We start from the raw sequence: 16,532 nt of genomic DNA, 5'->3' as shown, positions 1-16,532 counted from the left end.
CACATCGACGGGGAGGTTTGGCACCTCGATGTCGGCTCATCGCATCCTGGGGCTGAAGTAGGTCCCAAGGGTTGGGCTGTTCGCCCATTAAAGCGGTACGCGAGCTGGGTTCAGAACGTCGTGAGACAGTTCGGTCCCTATCTGTCGCGGGCGCAGGAAATTTGAGAGGAGCTGTCCTTAGTACGAGAGGACCGGGATGGACGTACCGCTGGTGTACCAGTTGTCTCGCCAGAGGCACGGCTGGATAGCCAAGTACGGCAGGGATAAGCGCTGAAAGCATCTAAGCGTGAAGCCCCCCTCAAGATGAGATTTCCCAGTAAGTAAGACCCCTTGTAGACGACGAGGTAGATAGGTTCGGGGTGGAAGCGCGGCAACGTGTGGAGCTGACGAATACTAATCGGTCGAGGGCTTATCCTACAGGTTTACGGAGTAAACCACTTCGTAAGCATGGGCTATACCCCACAAAGTGAAGAGTAGGCTGACGAAGCGTATTCCTGGTACTTTGCGGGGGCCCCAAAAGCTAAAACGACAAATTCAGCAGAGCAATGTTTCGTATCCAGTTTTCAAGGCGCAAGCCGCCTTGAACTGTGGGATATTTTCTCGCAGAGATTTCAGAGGAGCGATCCTCGAAAAATCCGGTTTGGTGATGATGGCGGAAGGGAACCACGCGTACCCATCCCGAACACGACCGTTAAGCCTTCCAGCGTCGATGGTACTTGGACCGCAGGGTCCTGGGAGAGTAGAACGTCGCCAAGCAAACATAAAAGAAGTCCGTATGGCCTAAGCCGTACGGACTTCTTTTATGTTTGCACGAGGCAGGAAAACCAATTTATTGGCTAGGAATGAAGCTCTCCCGAACCGTAAGACCTAAGGAATTTGGTAAGCATTTGCGGCTCGGGAGAGCTTTTAAGCTAGGTAGCTCTAAAAGAGGAGGAGCCCATATCTTTGCGACGATAGATGCCGAGGATAATGCCTGCTGCAGCCATTTCATATAGCACATGATAAAGGCCATAGCTGACGAAAGGCAACGGGACGTCCAAATAAGGAAACAGTCCGATCGCCATCAGCAGATTATATACCAGCTGGAAGGCAATGATGGAGGCTAACCCCAAAACAAGATGTTTGCCGAACGGATCGCGCACCTGTTTAAAGGAGTGCCATAAGCGTGACAGCATATAGAGAACGCCTACGGCAAATCCGATTCCAACCAGCCATCCAAAGCTATACAAGCTATAGGTAAAGATAAGGCCGCTATGGATATCTGGAAATTGCGGAAGCGGTGAGTCTACTCCTTGTCCGAGCCAGCCGGCGGATTGGATGGTTTCGGCAATTTTACGGTATACATATCCGCTTCCATGGGGGTCCTGCTCGGGAGAAAGGTACCCATGCCACCTGTCCATCTCCCATGGACGCGTGGCCAGTCGAATCCCACTGAAGCCGACTAGGCTGCCTATACCTAATGCTAAGGTTGTCTTCCAACGTTTAGTGACGGAGCCCAGAACAGCCATATAACCGACGATGAGCAGAACTAGATTGGGAGTAGATTTACATAAGACCAGCAGGCCGACAACAGGGGTCAAGAAGGCCAGATTGTGGATAACAAAACGCTTTCGCTTTGCATACCATTCTGGCAGACATCCGGCCGCTGTTAAGACAAACAGAAATGGTGCGATTCCCATCCAATCGATGTTGAAGGAACCCAGAGATAAGTAGCGTAGGGAACCGTTAACAGAGCCTCCGCTAAATGTTGATACAAGCAATAGACCTGCCACAAGAATTCCGTATATAATCCAGTTCATAGACTGCAGCTTCCGGTATGAGAAGAAGTACAAGCCAACCATAATCGCTAATCCTAGACCGACTGCTGCTAGCTTAGGCATCAGGAATAGCATAGCATCCGGATAAACTCCGGGGTTTGAGGACTTGCTGCGGTCCAGCGCATATATAACCATAAGGCCAAAGGCTGCGAATGCCAATATGATGGTGATGAGTCCCCATTCGGGCTTCGGACGATGAATACGATGCAGGTCCTTCCCGATAAGGCGGGGGTCGCCCATCTGGGCGATAGCCCAAGCCAGCGCCTCTTCGCGGCTGCAGCCGCTGAGTTCCCGTTCTTCCGCCAAGCTTTCCAAGTGGCTCTCAAGCTCCTGGCGAATAGGCAGGTGCGCCTCACGCGAGCGGATTTCAGCGCATACGTCATCAAGAAAGCGGCGCACGTTATCATGGAAGCGAATCACGCTTTTCCCTCCCCAACACCTGATCCAGTGCTTGACGGAAATAGGTCCATTCCTCTTTTTTTTCAAGGAGACGAGCTTTCCCGGTATCTGTAATGTGATAATACTTGCGTTTGCGTCCATCGACCTCAAGCCAAGAGGCATCCACCAGTCCTTCAGCCTCCATGGTATGAAGCAGCGGATACAGGGTGCCTTCCTTCAGACTGAATACGCCGCCCGAGCGGGCCTCCAGTTCTTTGACCAGCTCATAGCCGTACAGGGCTTGCCGGGAAAGCAGAGTCAAAATCATCGTGGCCGTCGTTCCTTTGAGCAGCTCTTTGCTAATCTTCATAAGTTATATACACCTCTCCACTTTACATAGAATAACTATGTATCGTAAATCTATGTATACTATCATAGGTGTCAGCCCATTAGTTTGTCAACTAACGGCTGGCCCTGTTCTATTCCTCGTTCGCAGCATCCTCCAGCAAATGCTTGAGCATACGCTCGCGATTAGTCATAAATTGCTTGGTCACTATATAATGATCGGTATCCTCCAGCGTCGTCTTGTGCAAGCCGCTTGCCGAAAGCTGATAATGCGCGGCATCGGGATAACTCATCAGAATAGGGGAGTGTGTGGAAATGATGAACTGGGAGTTTTTGCCCACAAGGGAATGGATCCGGGCCAGCATGGACATTTGCTTGAACGGAGACAGGGCTGCTTCCGGCTCATCGAGAATGTATAGACCATGACCGCTGAAGCGGTGAACGAAAGCGGCAAAAAACGATTCCCCATGAGATTGGGCATGCAGTGACTTTCCTCCGTAAGAATCAATGATCCGCCTGCCGGTTCCGGGCTCGCTGTCCATCTCATCGATATTCGTCGCCAAATTATAATAAGTTTCCGCACGGAAAAAGAAGCCGTCACGCGGACGGTTGATGCCGCGCACCAGGCGGATATAGCGATGCAGCTCCGAATGCGAGGCATGCGTCGAGAACGTAAAGTTCATCGTGCCGCCCTCCGGGTTAAAGCCCCAGGCGATAGCTATCGCCTCCAGCAGGGTGGACTTGCCTGTTCCATTCTCGCCGATCAGATAGGTTACCTTCGGATGCAGGGGCAAGCTGGAGAAGCTGCGCACGGCGTCCAAATGAAACGGATATGTCGAGAAAGAAGGAATACGGTCACGCACAAGCTCAACACTTCGGATAAAAGGGTCGCGTGGGGTCGGAGGCACTGGACAACAATCCTTTCGCGCAATAATAGGTCTGCTGCAGACCGCTCAAACATAAAATTACAATCTCCTACACTATAACACGAACCTACGTTCGAATCCAAATGCAAAAAAACTCCTATCCCCGGTTCAGGAATAGGATGGGCAGCTAGCGGCGGTTAGTGGGCGGCGCGTTCGAGCGGGTTGCCGCCGATCGGTTTTCCTTTGGTGCCAGCGTCATTTTTGTGGAACAGATGATGCGTCCATTTTTTAATTAGAGGCAAAATGTAGTGATCAAGTCCGAATCTACCGGCGTTGGCACCGGCTGCGAAGATGATGAAGCCGACCATAATCATCCAAGGGTTGGTGCTTACTGTTCCGGCGAACATGAACATGAAGTTCATCAGAAGGCCGAAGAACATGGCGGCCGTTGTCAGAGCGCCAAGGATAAGTCCGAGACCGACCAGGAATTCGCCGAGCGGGATAAGGAAGTTAAAGATCTTGGCATTCGGCAGGGCGAAATGTTCGATAAAAGCTGTAAAGTTCGGGTAGATCAGCTCTTTAGTCGCTTTGTCGACAACGGGATTGGCTACCGCATTCTTCAGGAATCCGCCGGCGTTGAACGGGGTGGCTGCAGTCAGCTTCTCCCATCCATGAATCATCCAGTTAAATCCGAGGTACAGTCGAATGAAGGTTAACAATACGGCAGCGTATCGGTTTTCTCTAAGCCATGTCATCATTTGAACCAGCTCCTTTGTTCTTTATGGCTTAAGTATAACTCCCCTCAGTAAGTATGTATGTGAAAAAAATCACAAATAAAAGAAGTTAAAAAGAAATTATAGCGCGGGCGCAAACTCGCTGAAAACCCCGGAATGATGCTCATTTTGTATGACCGGAAGAGAGTAGGAGCAGACGGGAGTTTGATCCGTAGAGAGCACGACAGCAGATGTCGGGCACCAGGAGGAGATCGGAGTTTGAGCTGTAGAAAGCAGGACATTAGATGGCGGCAGCCAGAAGGAGACGACAGCTTGGCCAGTAGAGCAAAAGCAGACGGGGGCTGAATCCGCCACCCCCGCCGGCTTTTCCGTTAACGCGTCCGGGAGATGAGGTCGGATACGGTAACGAACTGATACCCTCTTGCCTTCAGCTCAGGCAGAATCACTTTCAGGGCCTCAACCGTCTGGCTGCAATCCCCTTCGAGATCGTGAAACAGCACGATATCCCCATTGTGCACGTTGCTGAGCACTTGCTGGATGATCTTATTGGCGCCGGGCTTGCGCCAATCCTTCGTGTCTTGGTACCAGGACCACATGACGACTGTCAGTTTGTCTTCCTTCATGGATTGCAGAAGCTGATCGTTGTAAAACCCGCCTGGAGGACGGAACACATGCGGCATCTGCTCGGTAATATCGAAGATCACGTCCTGCGTTTGTCTGATCTCATTGACAAGCCTGTCGGGCGAATAATTTTTCAAGTAATGATGGTCAAAGGTATGGTTGGCGATCTCATGGCCTTCATTCACCTCACGGATGGCGATCGCAGGATACATCTGAACCCGTTTGCCGAGCACGAAAAAAGTGCCCTTGGCCCCATACGCCTGCAGCAGGTCCAGAATCTGCGGTGTATAGACGGGATTCGGGCCGTCATCGAAGGTAAGGGCAATCAGCTTCTGATCGGTCTCTACATTCCAGACCACTTCATCTCCGCCGGGGGCAGCCAGCACGGGGCCGCACGGGACGAGCAGCAAGCAAAGCGCCAGCAGCCAGATTTTTTTTCCCGTTTCCACTTTCGTCGCCACCTCCCAAGTGTTATGTTGCTTGTTAGTATTGGTCAGAATGAAGGGAGGCATGAGCGCTAAAACCTGTTAACTGCTTTTTCGTATAAAACAGGAGAAAGGCCGCTTTCACCGACTGGGCTGCCAGTATATCGCCGAACAAAGCAAAACAGCAGTCAGGAAGACTGCTGCTAGGAGCCGAGAATATAAACTTTAACTTGCTGGATGCCAAATTTCATCACCTGATCGCGGCTTTGCGGAACGAAAATATCAATCTTATTCCCTTTGATGGCGCCGCCGGTATCCGTAGCCGTCGCATACATGCCTCCAACCGGCAGACCGTCATGATCGTAGCCTTCTATATAAACCTTGGACCCGAGCGGAATGACCGCAGGATCGACAGCGATGGTGCCAAGCTGCAGCGGGTTGCCCATATAGTCAAGCGAGCCGTAGCCGCCGTTTTCACTCGGCGAAGCGGTGTAGGCGGACGCTTTCGCATCTATGACCTTGGAGTAATTTTCAATGGCCTTGGAATAGTTTTTGGTCAACGTTTGCGGGCGATACCAGGCAGGAGCGTAGTATTGGCCGTCCGTCGACAAGATCGCGATCCGATTCTGCGAATCCCATTGCGTCCTGGAGCCGAAGGCATCGGCGATCAGCCGGAAAGGCACATAGACCCTGCCGTCGACGATTCGGGCAGGCGTATCCAGCGAAGCAGGCTGTTCATTTAAAGCTGCCTGACGCTCTCCCGTAGTTAATGAAAGCTTCTGCTGAGCTTTGGCGATCGTGATATGGATCTGAGAGCCCACGGGCTGCCAATCCAGCTCATAGCCAAGCTTATCAGCAAGGTCGCGGACCGGCACCTGAAGCTTGGAGCTGCTGTCTACGATAGGCTGGGTTTCCGTGAACTGCATCAGCTGATCGTTGATCTGCACCTTGATATCGGTTTCCTTATGAAGAAGCTCCGCATGGGCAGGCACGGAAGAAGTCACTGCCGCGGGCAGCATGAACAGGCATGCCAGCAGAATGCTTTTGACGTGTTTATTCAATTCGTTTCCCTCCTGTCAAGCCTCCGAGGTTAGTTGTCGGGTTCGGGAAGAGGATTTCCCTAAGCGCGATCCGCTGGAAGTCCGGCTGCAGATCGTCTATTCACCCCATGTGTTGCGTCCCCCGTACGTACATCAAAAACTGTGCGATTCGGCTTTTAAGACTTTATCATATACGTCCTAAGCCGTTCAATGCATAAATTCATCCAGCGGCTTCCTTATAATGGCTCATTTAGATCCGGCATCCAATTGAAACAAGTAGAGAATACAGCTCATACGGGAAACAAATGGTACAATAAAGAGTAAAGGAATCGAGAGGAGCTGGAGGCATGTATCAGAGGGACTATATTATGCGTCTCATCGAACAGACGGCGCAAGTGATCGGACAAATGATGCATAAAGGCGGACAAGCTATGCAGGAGCGGATGCAAATATTGAATCAGGCGATGAAGCGGCTCGTTGGTCTCGACTCCAAGCTGGTTCAGGCATTGGCCGTGCGGGATCTGCTGGAGCTGATCTCTCAGGGAGGCCGGCCGGATACCGGCAAAGCGCTCGCGATGGGCGATATGATGCTGGCCCGCGGCGTCATATTAATGGAGGAGGGCCAGCAGGAGCAGGCTTCCAGGGAAGGGGCCAGATGGGCCGAGCTGCTGCTCTTGGTGCGAGAAAGCGAAGAGGATGAGGAGCTGAGAAAAGAAATTGAACAGCGGATCGAACAAGCGCTGGAAGCGGCGGGCCGGTATCCGCAGGGCCAGGATCTGCTGGAGCTGTTGATGCCTTATTATGAAGAAACAGGCCGCTTGGCCAAGGCGGAGGATGCTTTGTTTCACTTGCTGGGATTGGCTGAAGCCGCGGCTTCGCCTGTCATGAAACGGGATATCGTCGAACGGGGCCTGAAAATGATGGACAGATGGACGCAGCTGGATGAAGCGGAGCTGATCCGGGGCGGTCTCTCGGCGGCTGAAATTGGACAAACGCGCCAAGAACTTATCGATTTGAAAAATCAGTCTGGCGAATAGCCGGAATTAACCGATTGGAACAGGCTTAAATACGAACTATTGAAGTTATATAATTATCGAATGTTCGGGTTTTAGAGTTGACATGATGTGTCAATCCCTGCTAAACTGGGAGAGTGAAAGAATGGCAGGAACGCGGCCATCTTGGGAGTTGAATAATCTCGTATAACGTCGGGGATATGGCCCGAAAGTCTCTACCCGAAAACCTTAAATTTTTGGACTACGAGTAAGCGTCAATAAGAGGTCGGCACAAGTTGTGCTTGGCCTTAAGTTGCGCTTAGGGGTGTTTCTTGTCGTCCTGCCGATAACTGAAGAGCGCTATGCTCCATGTTGTCCCAAGGGCGTTTTTTATTGTAAGGGAAGGCTCAATATGACCGCTTCCGGGAAACGGAAACGGACAGTAAACGGAGGTTTAACATGTCTGTGCAGGTTGGCGTTATTATGGGGAGCCAGTCCGACTGGGAAACGATGAAGCATGCGTGCGAGATTCTGGATGAGCTGGGGATTGCTTATGAGAAGCGGGTCGTATCGGCCCACCGCACTCCGGACCTGATGTTCCAATATGCGGAGTCTGCTATCGAGCGCGGACTCAAGCTGATTATCGCCGGCGCCGGCGGCGCCGCACATTTGCCTGGGATGGTGGCGGCGAAGACGGTGCTGCCGGTCATTGGCGTGCCTGTGAAGTCGTCGACGATGAGCGGGCTCGATTCGCTTTATTCGATCGTGCAGATGCCGGGCGGCGTGCCTGTGGGCACGATGTCGATCGGCCAGGCGGGCGCTACCAACGCCGGTCTCTACGCGGCGCAGGTGCTGGCGGCCTTCGATCCGCAGCTGCAGCAGCGGATCATGCAGCGGCGCGAGCGGATTGCGCAGACGGTCATAGAGAAGAGTGTGCTGGAATGACGGCGAATACGAAAACGGAAGCGCGTGCGTATGATCCGTCCAAGGTGATCGCGCCGGGCGGCACGATCGGTGTACTCGGCGGCGGACAGCTCGGACGGATGCTGGCGCTCGCCGGACGGGCGATGGGCTACCGCTTCGCTACCCTGGACCCGACGCCGGATTCGCCTTGCGGTCAAGTGGCGGACGAGCAGATTATCGCGCCCTATCATGATGCTGCAGCGGCAAGAGAGCTTGCCAAGCTGTCGGATGTGATCACCTACGAGTTCGAGAATGTCGACGCGAACGTAACAGACCTTCTTATGAAGGAATCGTACGTGCCGCAGGGCAGCAGCCTGCTCTACACGACACAGCACCGGCTGCGGGAGAAACGGGCGATCGAAGCTGCGGGGGTTAAGGTAGCGCCTTATGCGGAGATCCGCAGCGCGGATGACCTTCGTGAAGCGGCAGGGCGCTTCGGGCTCCCCTGCGTGCTGAAGACCGCCATGGGCGGCTATGACGGCAAGGGACAATGGGTCATCCGCTCCGAGGCGGAGATTGACGAAGCTTATGAAACGCTGGCCCAGTCGGGTACGGAGCTGGTACTGGAGCAGTTTATCCGCTTCGAGAAGGAGCTGTCGGTTATCGCGGCGCGCAGCCCGCGCGGCGAAGTGAAGACGTTCCCGGCTGCGGAGAACGAGCATGTAAACAATATCCTGCATCTGTCCATCGTGCCGGCGCGGGTGGCTGCCGATGTGGTGGAGCGAGCGGAGAAGATGGCAGCGGCGATAGCCGAAGGGCTGGACGTGATCGGCCTGATCGCAGTCGAGCTGTTCCTGACGGCGGATGGCGAGCTGTTCGTCAACGAGCTGGCGCCGCGGCCTCATAACTCCGGCCATTATACGATGGAGGCGTGCCGGACCTCGCAATTCGAGCAGCATGTGCGCGCCATTTGCAACCTGCCGTTGGGCGATCCGGGGCTGATGCAGCCGGTCGTGATGGTGAATGTGCTCGGCGAGCACGTTCAGCCGCTGCTCGACTGGATCGTGCGGCCGGAGTCGGAGACCGTAGCGCCCGGCGTGACGGCGAAGCTTCATTTATACGGCAAAGCGGAAGCCAAAAACGGACGGAAGATGGGCCACGTGAACGTGCTGGCGGATACGCCGGAAGCGGCGTTCCGCTGGATAGAAGCTTCAGGCGTATGGACAAGCAAGAACTAAGCGGCGTTTAAGCGTAATGCGCGGATAGCGTAATAGCGTGAGGATACACGGCCGGAAAAGTCGGAAAAGCAGAATAGAAAAGTAAAGCAGACGGAGGCGGGAGAACGACTATGATCGATCGTTATACAAGACCTGAGATGGGCGCGATTTGGACGGAAGAAAATAAGTTCAAGGCATGGCTGGAAGTTGAAATTTTGTCCTGTGAAGCATGGGCGGAGCTCGGTGTCATTCCGAAGGAGGATGTGGCGGAGCTTCGTAAGAACGCGGCCTTCGACATCGACCGCATCTATGAGATCGAGCAGGAGACGCGCCATGACGTGATCGCGTTCACCCGTGCCGTATCCGAGAAGGTCGGTCCGGAGCGGAAATGGGTACACTATGGCCTGACCTCGACCGATGTCGTGGATACGGCGCTCGGTTACCTGCTGAAGCAGGCCAATGAAATTCTCGAGCGCGATCTGATCAATTTCGTGGAGATCGTCCGCAATCAGGCGATTGCTTACAAGGATACCCCGATGATGGGCCGTACGCACGGCGTGCATGCGGAGCCGACGACGTTCGGGCTGAAGATGGCGCTCTGGTATGAGGAAATGAAACGCAACCTGGAGCGGTTCCGGTTTGCCGCGGATGGTGTGCAGTATGGCAAAATCTCCGGCGCGGTCGGCACTTACGCCAACATCGACCCGTTCGTCGAAGAGTATGTGTGCGGCAAGCTCGGCACCAAGCCTGCGCCGATCTCGACACAGACGCTGCAGCGCGACCGCCACGCCGAGTACATGGCTACGCTGGCGCTGATCGCGACTTCGCTCGACAAGTTCGCAACGGAAATCCGCGCGCTGCAGAAGAGCGAATTCCGCGAGGTGGAGGAGCCGTTCGCGAAGGGCCAGAAGGGCTCCTCGGCCATGCCGCATAAGCGCAACCCGATCGGCTGCGAAAGCATCTCAGGTCTTGCACGCGTTATCCGCGGCCATATGGTCTCCGCTTATGAGAATGTAACGCTGTGGCATGAGCGCGATATCTCGCATTCTTCCGTTGAGCGGATCATTTTGCCGGATGCGACGATCCTGCTGAACTATATGCTGAACCGTCTGGGCAACATCGTAAAGAACTTGACCGTGTTCCCTGAGAATATGAAGCGCAACATGCAAAGCACGTACGGCGTGCCGTTCTCCGGCCGCGTGATGACAAAGCTGATCGACAAGGGCTTCAGCCGCGAGCAGGCCTACGACACCGTGCAGCCGCGCGCGATGCAGGCATGGGAGGAGCAGCGCTCGTTCCGCTCCATCGTGCTGGAAACGCCGGCGATTACCGATGTGCTGAGCGCCGAGGAGATCGAGGATGCGTTTAACCCGAGCTGGCATCTGAAGCATGTCGATACGATCTTCAAGCGCCTGGGCTTGAGCTAGGACGCGAGTTAGGACGCGAGTTATGAGGCCGGATGCCAAGGCGGGGCATACGCTGCGGCAGCCGGCTAGACAGGTTCGAATAGGAGGCCAATCAGGTCATGGGAGAGAAACAGGCGATTTCCAGCGCGCAGGAGTATGTCAAAGCGCCGCTGCTGTATAAAGGCAAGGTCCGGGAGCTATACGACCTCGGCGAGCATTATCTGATCGCGGTCACCGACCGCATCTCCGCCTTCGACTGGGTGCTCAGCCCGGCGGTTCCTTACAAGGGCGACGTGCTGAACTCGCTCAGCAAGTTCTGGTTCGAGCAGACGGCGGCGATTCAGCCGAACCATGTCGTGCATGCCGACATCGAGCGGATCGCGGATGTGATCACCGATGCGGATGTGATGAAGGACCGCTTCATGGTCACGAAGAAGGCTGAGCGTATCGATATCGAATGCGTCGTCCGCGGCTATATTACGGGCGGCGGCTGGAGACAGTATCAGGCGACCGGCGAGGTGAACGGACACAAGCTGCCCGCAGGTCTGCGCAAAAACGAGCGTTTCCCTGAGCCGATCTTCACGCCTGCGGCGAAAAACGACGTCGGCCACGATGAGGATATCTCCATCGAGCGGATGAAGGAGCTGATCGGCGCGGAGCTGACCCTTCAGCTGCAGGAGAAAAGCATCCGGCTGTACGAGTTCGCGCGCGCGCTTTGCGAAGAGCGGGGCATCATCTTGGCCGATACGAAGTTCGAATTCGGACTTATTGATGGCGAGATCATCCTGATCGATGAAATTTTCACGCCGGACTCCTCCCGTTTCTGGGACAAGAGCAAGTATGAGCTCGATATCGAGATCGACGGCATGGATAAGGAGCCGGTCCGCACATACCTCTCTTCGACCGATTGGGACAAAAACAGCGAGCCGGCGCCGCTGCCTGCCGCAGTGGTTGTGGAGACGAGCCGCCGGTACCGCGATATTTACAAACGTTTGACATCCAACTAACCATTTTCCGGGAGGAATCATTCCTAATGTTCAAAGCGACCGTATATGTAACGATTAAGCAAAGCGTACTGGATGTACAAGGAACGGCCGTGCAAGGCGCGCTCCATTCGATGGGGTTCGATGAGGTCGGCAAGGTGCGGATCGGCAAGTACCTGGAAGTGGATCTGAATACAGCGGACCGCGCGGCGGCTGAAGAACGCGTGAAGGCCATGTGCGAGAAGCTGCTGGCGAACACCGTCATTGAAGACTACCGGTTCGAATTGGTTCAGGCTTAAGACAAAGGAGGAGCGAAAGCGATGAATTTCGCGGTATTGGTATTTCCCGGCTCCAACTGTGATATCGACTGCTTCAAGGCCGTCGAGGACACGATCGGACAGCCTGTTGAATATGTATGGCATACGGAAAGCGATTTGTCCAAATACGACTGTATCCTCGTTCCCGGAGGATTTTCATACGGCGACTACTTGCGCTGCGGAGCGATCGCGCGTTTTGCGCCGGTCATGAATGCGCTGGTGGAAGCGGCCGCTCAAGGCAAATACGTGCTGGGCATCTGCAACGGCTTCCAGATCCTGACGGAGGCGGGCCTGCTCCCGGGCGCGCTGCTGCGCAACAACTCGATGAAGTTCCGCTGTCATCAGGCGCTGCTGTCGGTGGAGAACAATGACAACCCGTTCACGCGCGAGTACGCGCAGGGCGAGCTGATCAACATTCCGATCGCGCATGGCGAAGGCAACTATTACTGCGACGACGAGACATTGGCCGAGCTGAAGGCGAACAACCAGATCATGTTCCGTTATCAGGCAGGCAACAATCCGAACGGCTCCGTGGACGACATCGCGGGCATCAGCAACAAGGCGGGCAACGTGGTCGGCATGATGCCGCATCCGGAACGGGCGATTGACGAGATTCTCGGCTCGGCGGACGGCAAACGGATGTTTACATCGATTTTGAGCACTTGGAGGGAAAAGCATGGCGCAGCAGCTATCGGCTAAGGAGCCCACGGCTCAGCAAATCGAAGAACAGAAGATCTACAAGCAGTTCGGCGTATCCGATTCCGAATATGAGAAAATTTGCGGGTTCCTCGGCCGCAAGCCGAATTATGTCGAGATCGGCGTATTCAGCGTCATGTGGTCCGAGCACTGCTCTTATAAAAACTCCAAGGTCGTGCTGAAGAAGTTCCCTGTGACAGGACCGCGTGTCCTGATGGGTCCGGGCGAAGGCGCGGGCATCGTCGATATCGGCGACAATCAGGCCGTCGTATTCAAGATCGAAAGCCATAACCACCCTTCGGCGGTTGAGCCTTATCAAGGCGCAGCCACAGGCGTAGGCGGCATTATCCGCGATATTTTCTCGATGGGCGCGCGCCCTGTTGCGGTATTGAACTCGCTGCGCTTCGGACGTCTGACGAATGACCGGGTAAAATATTTGTTCGAGCATGTCGTCTCCGGGATCGCTGGCTACGGCAACTGTATCGGGATTCCGACGGTCGGCGGCGAGATCATGTTCGACGAGAGCTATGAGGGCAATCCGCTCGTCAATGCGATGTGCGTCGGTCTGATCGATCACGACAAAATTCAGAAGGGCGTCGCCAAGGGCGTCGGCAACCCGGTGTTTTACGTCGGCCCGGCTACCGGCCGCGACGGCATCCACGGCGCGACATTCGCTTCCGAGGATTTGACGGCGGAGTCCGAGTCCAAGCGCTCGGCGGTTCAAGTCGGCGATCCGTTCATGGAGAAGCTCGTGCTGGAGGCTTGCCTCGATCTGATCAACTCCGGTATCGTCGTCGGCATCCAGGATATGGGCGCAGCGGGTCTTACATGCTCCAGCTCCGAGATGGCGAGCAAGGCCGGTAACGGCATGGAGCTGTATCTCGACGAGGTGCCGCAGCGCGAGGAAGGCATGACGCCTTACGAGATGATGCTGTCGGAGTCGCAGGAGCGCATGCTGTTCGTCGTCAAGCCGGAGCATGAAGAGCAAGCCCGCGCGATCTTCGCGCGCTGGGGGCTGGATTGTCCGAAGGTCGGCAAGGTGACCGACGACGGCAACCTGAAGCTTTTTCACAAGGGCGAGCTGGTCGCCGACATGCCGGTAACGGCGCTCGTCGACGAGTGCCCGATGTACCATAAGCCATCCGCGGTTCCGGCCTATTACGAAGCGAACGCTTCGGTCGATACGTCGGCTTACCCGGAAGTAACGGACTTGAACGATGCCCTGTCCAAGGTGCTGGCTTCCCCTACGGTAGCGAGCAAGGAATGGGTATATAACCAATATGATTACATGGTGCGGACGAGCACAGCCGTTCAGCCGGGCTCGGATGCGGCGGTCGTAACGATCCGCGGCTCGCGCAAGGCGCTGTCGATGTCGACGGACTGCAACGGGCGCTTCGTCTACCTCGACCCTGAAGTGGGCGGACGCATCGCGGTCGCGGAGGCGGCGCGCAACAATGTATGTACGGGTGCCGAGCCGCTGGCGATTACGGACAACCTGAACTTCGGCAGCCCGGAGAAGCCGGAAATTTTCTGGCAGCTGGAGAAGGCGACCGACGGAATGGCGGAAGCTTGCCGCAAGCTGAACGCTCCGGTTATCGGCGGCAACGTCAGCCTGTACAACGAGAACGCCAAGGGCGCGATCTACCCGACGCCGGTCGTCGGCATGGTCGGCCTGGTGCATGACCTCGACCATATCACGACCCAAGGCTTCAAGCGCGAGGGCGATATCGTCCTGCTGCTGGGCGATACCAAGGCGGAGCTGGGCGGAAGCGAATTCCAGTATGTCATCCACGGCGTGACGGAAGGCCGTCCTCCGGCTATCGACCTCGATGTGGAGAAAGTCTTGCTGGATTCCGTGCTGGCGGCGATTCAAAGCGGTCTGGTCGCTTCGGCGCATGACCTGTCGGACGGCGGTCTGGCCGTAGCATTGGCCGAGAGCTGCATCAGCGGCGGAATCGGCGCAAAGGTGAACTTCGAGACGGGACTGCGTGCGGATCTGGCGCTGTTCAGCGAGAGCCAGTCGCGTATTCTGCTCAGCGCGTCGCCGGAGAAGGCGTCGGAGCTGGAGCAATTCCTGTCCTCCCGCGGCGTGCCGGTGCAAGCGCTCGGTACGGTCGGCGGTGAGAAGCTGCAAGTGTCGGTTAACGCTGTGTCTGCGATTGATGCATCTGTCACTCAACTAGAAAAGGTTTGGAAGGATGCGATTCCATGTCTGATGAACTGATCGTCGGCGGACAAGGACTTGAGCGGGAAACCGGATTAGATAAATCACCGAACGCGGAGGATGCGGCCGCGCCGCGCCTCTGGTCGGGCGAGTACTACAATGAAGGCGTTTATGAGCATGACGGCTTCTTCGACAAGCCGGGCGAGGAATGCGGAGTATTCGGCGTATTCGGCCATAGCGAAGCCGCTTCGCTTTCCTACTACGGGCTGCATGCGCTGCAGCACCGGGGGCAGGAGAGCGCAGGCATCTGTGCGACCAACGGTGAGACGTTCAACTATCACCGGGGGATGGGGCTTGTCAAGGAAGTGTTTGACAACGATACCTTGGGTACGCTGGTCGGCAACTGCTCGATCTCGCACGTCCGTTACTCGACGGCAGGGGAGAGCAAGCTGGCCAACGCCCAGCCGCTCGTGTTCAAGTACCGCGAGGGAGATCTCGCGATCGCGACCAACGGCAACCTGACCAATGCCCCGGATATCAAGAAACGTCTGGAACGCGAAGGCTCAATCTTCCAGACGACAAGCGATACCGAAGTCGTGGCGCATCTGATCGCCCGCTCCAAGCACGACGATATCGTGCTGGCTGTGAAGGACGCGCTGCTGCAGGTGGAAGGCGCCTTCGCCTTCATGTTCCTGACGCGCGACAAGCTGATCGTAGCGCGCGATCCGCACGGGCTGCGCCCGTTCGTCGCAGGCAGGCTGGGCACGGCGCGGCTGTTCGCGTCGGAGTCCTGTGCGTTCGACGCCGTCGGAGCCAAGTATGAGCGCGACGTGGAGCCGGGCGAGCTGCTGGTGCTTGACCTGAAGACGGGCGGCGTCACGCATGATCGGTTCGCGCCGATCAAGCAGCGCGCGATCTGCGCGATGGAATACATTTACTTCGCACGGCCGGACAGCGACATCGACTCGACGAATATTCACTCGGCGCGCAAGCGGATGGGCCGCCAGCTCGCGATGGAGGCGTTCGTGGACGCGGATATCGTGACGGGCGTGCCGGACTCGTCCATCTCGGCCGCAATCGGCTACGCGGAGCAGACCGGCATTCCTTACGAGCTGGGTCTGATCAAAAACCGCTACACCGGCCGGACCTTTATCCAGCCGAGCCAGGAGCTGCGCGAGCAGGGCGTGAAGATGAAGCTGTCAGCAGTGCGCAGCATCGTGGAGGGCAAGCGAGTCGTCATGATCGACGACTCGATCGTGCGCGGCACGACCAGCCTGCGCATCGTCAACCTGCTCCGCGAGGCCGGAGCGTCCGAGGTGCATGTGCGGATCAGCTCGCCGCCGTTCGCGAATCCGTGCTTCTACGGCATTGATACGCCAAGCCGGAAGGAGCTGATCGCCGCGGTGAAGTCGATCGAGGAGATCCGTCAGGCGATCAATGCCGATTCGCTGCACTTCCTGAGCAAGGACGGGCTGTCGGCCGCGATCGGACGTCCGGCCAGCGAGTACAACCGCGGACTGTGCACGGCCTGTTTCGACAACAAGTATCCGACGCCGGTGCCAGACGAAGAAGCGCTTGGCTGCGGCTGCGATTAGACGAACACTGAGCTGCCGCACAGTCAGATATAA

Annotated in this window: 15 protein-coding genes, 2 rRNA genes and 2 riboswitches; of the genes, 11 read left to right on the top strand and 6 right to left on the bottom strand. The window is 56.1% G+C overall.

Translation table 11 applies throughout. From position 1 onward, the window contains the following. Both BLR08_RS22965 and rrf read left to right on the top strand, forming a co-directional pair. Positions 1-417, top strand: a 23S ribosomal RNA gene (locus BLR08_RS22965); the annotation flags it as partial. A gap of 222 nt (positions 418-639) precedes the next feature. Beyond that, a 5S ribosomal RNA gene (gene rrf, locus BLR08_RS22960) occupies positions 640-756 on the top strand. A 155-nt stretch (positions 757-911) separates the two neighbouring features. Here rrf and BLR08_RS22955 read toward each other — a convergent pair. The 6 genes from BLR08_RS22955 to BLR08_RS32035 all read right to left on the bottom strand — a co-directional run bounded on the left by BLR08_RS22955 (position 912) and on the right by BLR08_RS32035 (position 6,247). Next, entirely contained in the window at positions 912-2,237 is a 1,326-nt protein-coding gene (locus BLR08_RS22955; RefSeq protein WP_072335364.1) for an FtsW/RodA/SpoVE family cell cycle protein, read from the bottom strand. Continuing rightward, a complete protein-coding gene (locus BLR08_RS22950; RefSeq protein WP_072335367.1) occupies positions 2,221-2,565 on the bottom strand; it encodes a PadR family transcriptional regulator in 345 nt (114 codons plus the stop codon). The genes BLR08_RS22955 and BLR08_RS22950 overlap by 17 nt, the downstream gene beginning before the upstream one ends. 109 nt (positions 2,566-2,674) lie before the next feature. Next, positions 2,675-3,448: an AAA family ATPase gene (locus BLR08_RS22945; RefSeq protein WP_072335370.1), complete on the bottom strand. Its 774-nt coding sequence runs from the start codon at positions 3,446-3,448 to the stop codon at positions 2,675-2,677. A 155-nt stretch (positions 3,449-3,603) separates the two neighbouring features. Next, entirely contained in the window at positions 3,604-4,164 is a 561-nt protein-coding gene (locus BLR08_RS22940) for a DoxX family protein (RefSeq protein WP_072335372.1), read from the bottom strand. Positions 4,165-4,511: 347 nt separating this feature from the next. After that, on the bottom strand, positions 4,512-5,210 hold the full coding sequence (locus tag BLR08_RS22935; protein WP_072335375.1) for a polysaccharide deacetylase family protein: 699 nt from the start codon (positions 5,208-5,210) through the stop codon (positions 4,512-4,514). Between the two features lie 179 nt (positions 5,211-5,389). Then, entirely contained in the window at positions 5,390-6,247 is an 858-nt protein-coding gene (locus BLR08_RS32035; protein ID WP_072335378.1) for a stalk domain-containing protein, read from the bottom strand. 3 nt (positions 6,248-6,250) lie between these two features. Further along, positions 6,251-6,411: riboswitch (cyclic di-AMP (ydaO/yuaA leader) on the bottom strand. Between the two features lie 162 nt (positions 6,412-6,573). Between BLR08_RS32035 and BLR08_RS22925 the strand changes: the two genes are divergently transcribed. The 9 genes from BLR08_RS22925 (at position 6,574) to purF (ending at position 16,499) form a co-directional block, all read left to right on the top strand. Further along, positions 6,574-7,263, top strand: a complete 690-nt coding sequence (locus tag BLR08_RS22925) for a DUF6483 family protein (RefSeq protein WP_072335381.1) — start codon at positions 6,574-6,576, stop codon at positions 7,261-7,263. Between the two features lie 138 nt (positions 7,264-7,401). Further along, positions 7,402-7,503, top strand: a riboswitch (purine riboswitch). 174 nt (positions 7,504-7,677) lie between these two features. Continuing rightward, positions 7,678-8,163 (top strand): 5-(carboxyamino)imidazole ribonucleotide mutase, encoded by a 486-nt coding sequence (gene purE, locus BLR08_RS22920; RefSeq protein ID WP_072335384.1) that lies wholly within the window; start codon positions 7,678-7,680, stop codon positions 8,161-8,163. Then, positions 8,160-9,359 carry a 5-(carboxyamino)imidazole ribonucleotide synthase gene (purK, locus tag BLR08_RS22915; protein WP_072335388.1) on the top strand — a complete coding sequence of 400 codons (1,200 nt, stop codon included), beginning with the start codon at positions 8,160-8,162 and terminating at the stop codon, positions 9,357-9,359. Before purE ends, purK begins: the two co-directional genes overlap by 4 nt. A gap of 110 nt (positions 9,360-9,469) precedes the next feature. Beyond that, positions 9,470-10,765 carry an adenylosuccinate lyase gene (gene purB, locus BLR08_RS22910; protein WP_072335391.1) on the top strand — a complete coding sequence of 432 codons (1,296 nt, stop codon included), beginning with the start codon at positions 9,470-9,472 and terminating at the stop codon, positions 10,763-10,765. A 98-nt stretch (positions 10,766-10,863) separates the two neighbouring features. After that, positions 10,864-11,751: a phosphoribosylaminoimidazolesuccinocarboxamide synthase gene (locus BLR08_RS22905; RefSeq protein WP_072335394.1), complete on the top strand. Its 888-nt coding sequence runs from the start codon at positions 10,864-10,866 to the stop codon at positions 11,749-11,751. A gap of 26 nt (positions 11,752-11,777) precedes the next feature. Then, entirely contained in the window at positions 11,778-12,026 is a 249-nt protein-coding gene (gene purS / locus BLR08_RS22900; RefSeq protein WP_072335397.1) for a phosphoribosylformylglycinamidine synthase subunit PurS, read from the top strand. A 21-nt stretch (positions 12,027-12,047) separates the two neighbouring features. Then, positions 12,048-12,743: a phosphoribosylformylglycinamidine synthase subunit PurQ gene (gene purQ / locus BLR08_RS22895; protein WP_072335400.1), complete on the top strand. Its 696-nt coding sequence runs from the start codon at positions 12,048-12,050 to the stop codon at positions 12,741-12,743. After that, positions 12,721-14,964: a phosphoribosylformylglycinamidine synthase subunit PurL gene (gene purL, locus BLR08_RS22890; RefSeq protein ID WP_072335403.1), complete on the top strand. Its 2,244-nt coding sequence runs from the start codon at positions 12,721-12,723 to the stop codon at positions 14,962-14,964. Before purQ ends, purL begins: the two co-directional genes overlap by 23 nt. Beyond that, on the top strand, positions 14,949-16,499 hold the full coding sequence (gene purF, locus BLR08_RS22885) for an amidophosphoribosyltransferase (protein WP_072335406.1): 1,551 nt from the start codon (positions 14,949-14,951) through the stop codon (positions 16,497-16,499). The genes purL and purF overlap by 16 nt, the downstream gene beginning before the upstream one ends. Positions 16,500-16,532: the final 33 nt, after the last annotated feature.

The sequence above is a fragment of the Paenibacillus sp. cl123 genome (genome assembly GCF_900101595.1).
In the GTDB taxonomy this organism is placed as follows: Bacteria; Bacillota; Bacilli; order Paenibacillales; family NBRC-103111; genus Paenibacillus_G.
This window is presented reverse-complemented; position numbering and strand designations above follow the sequence as displayed.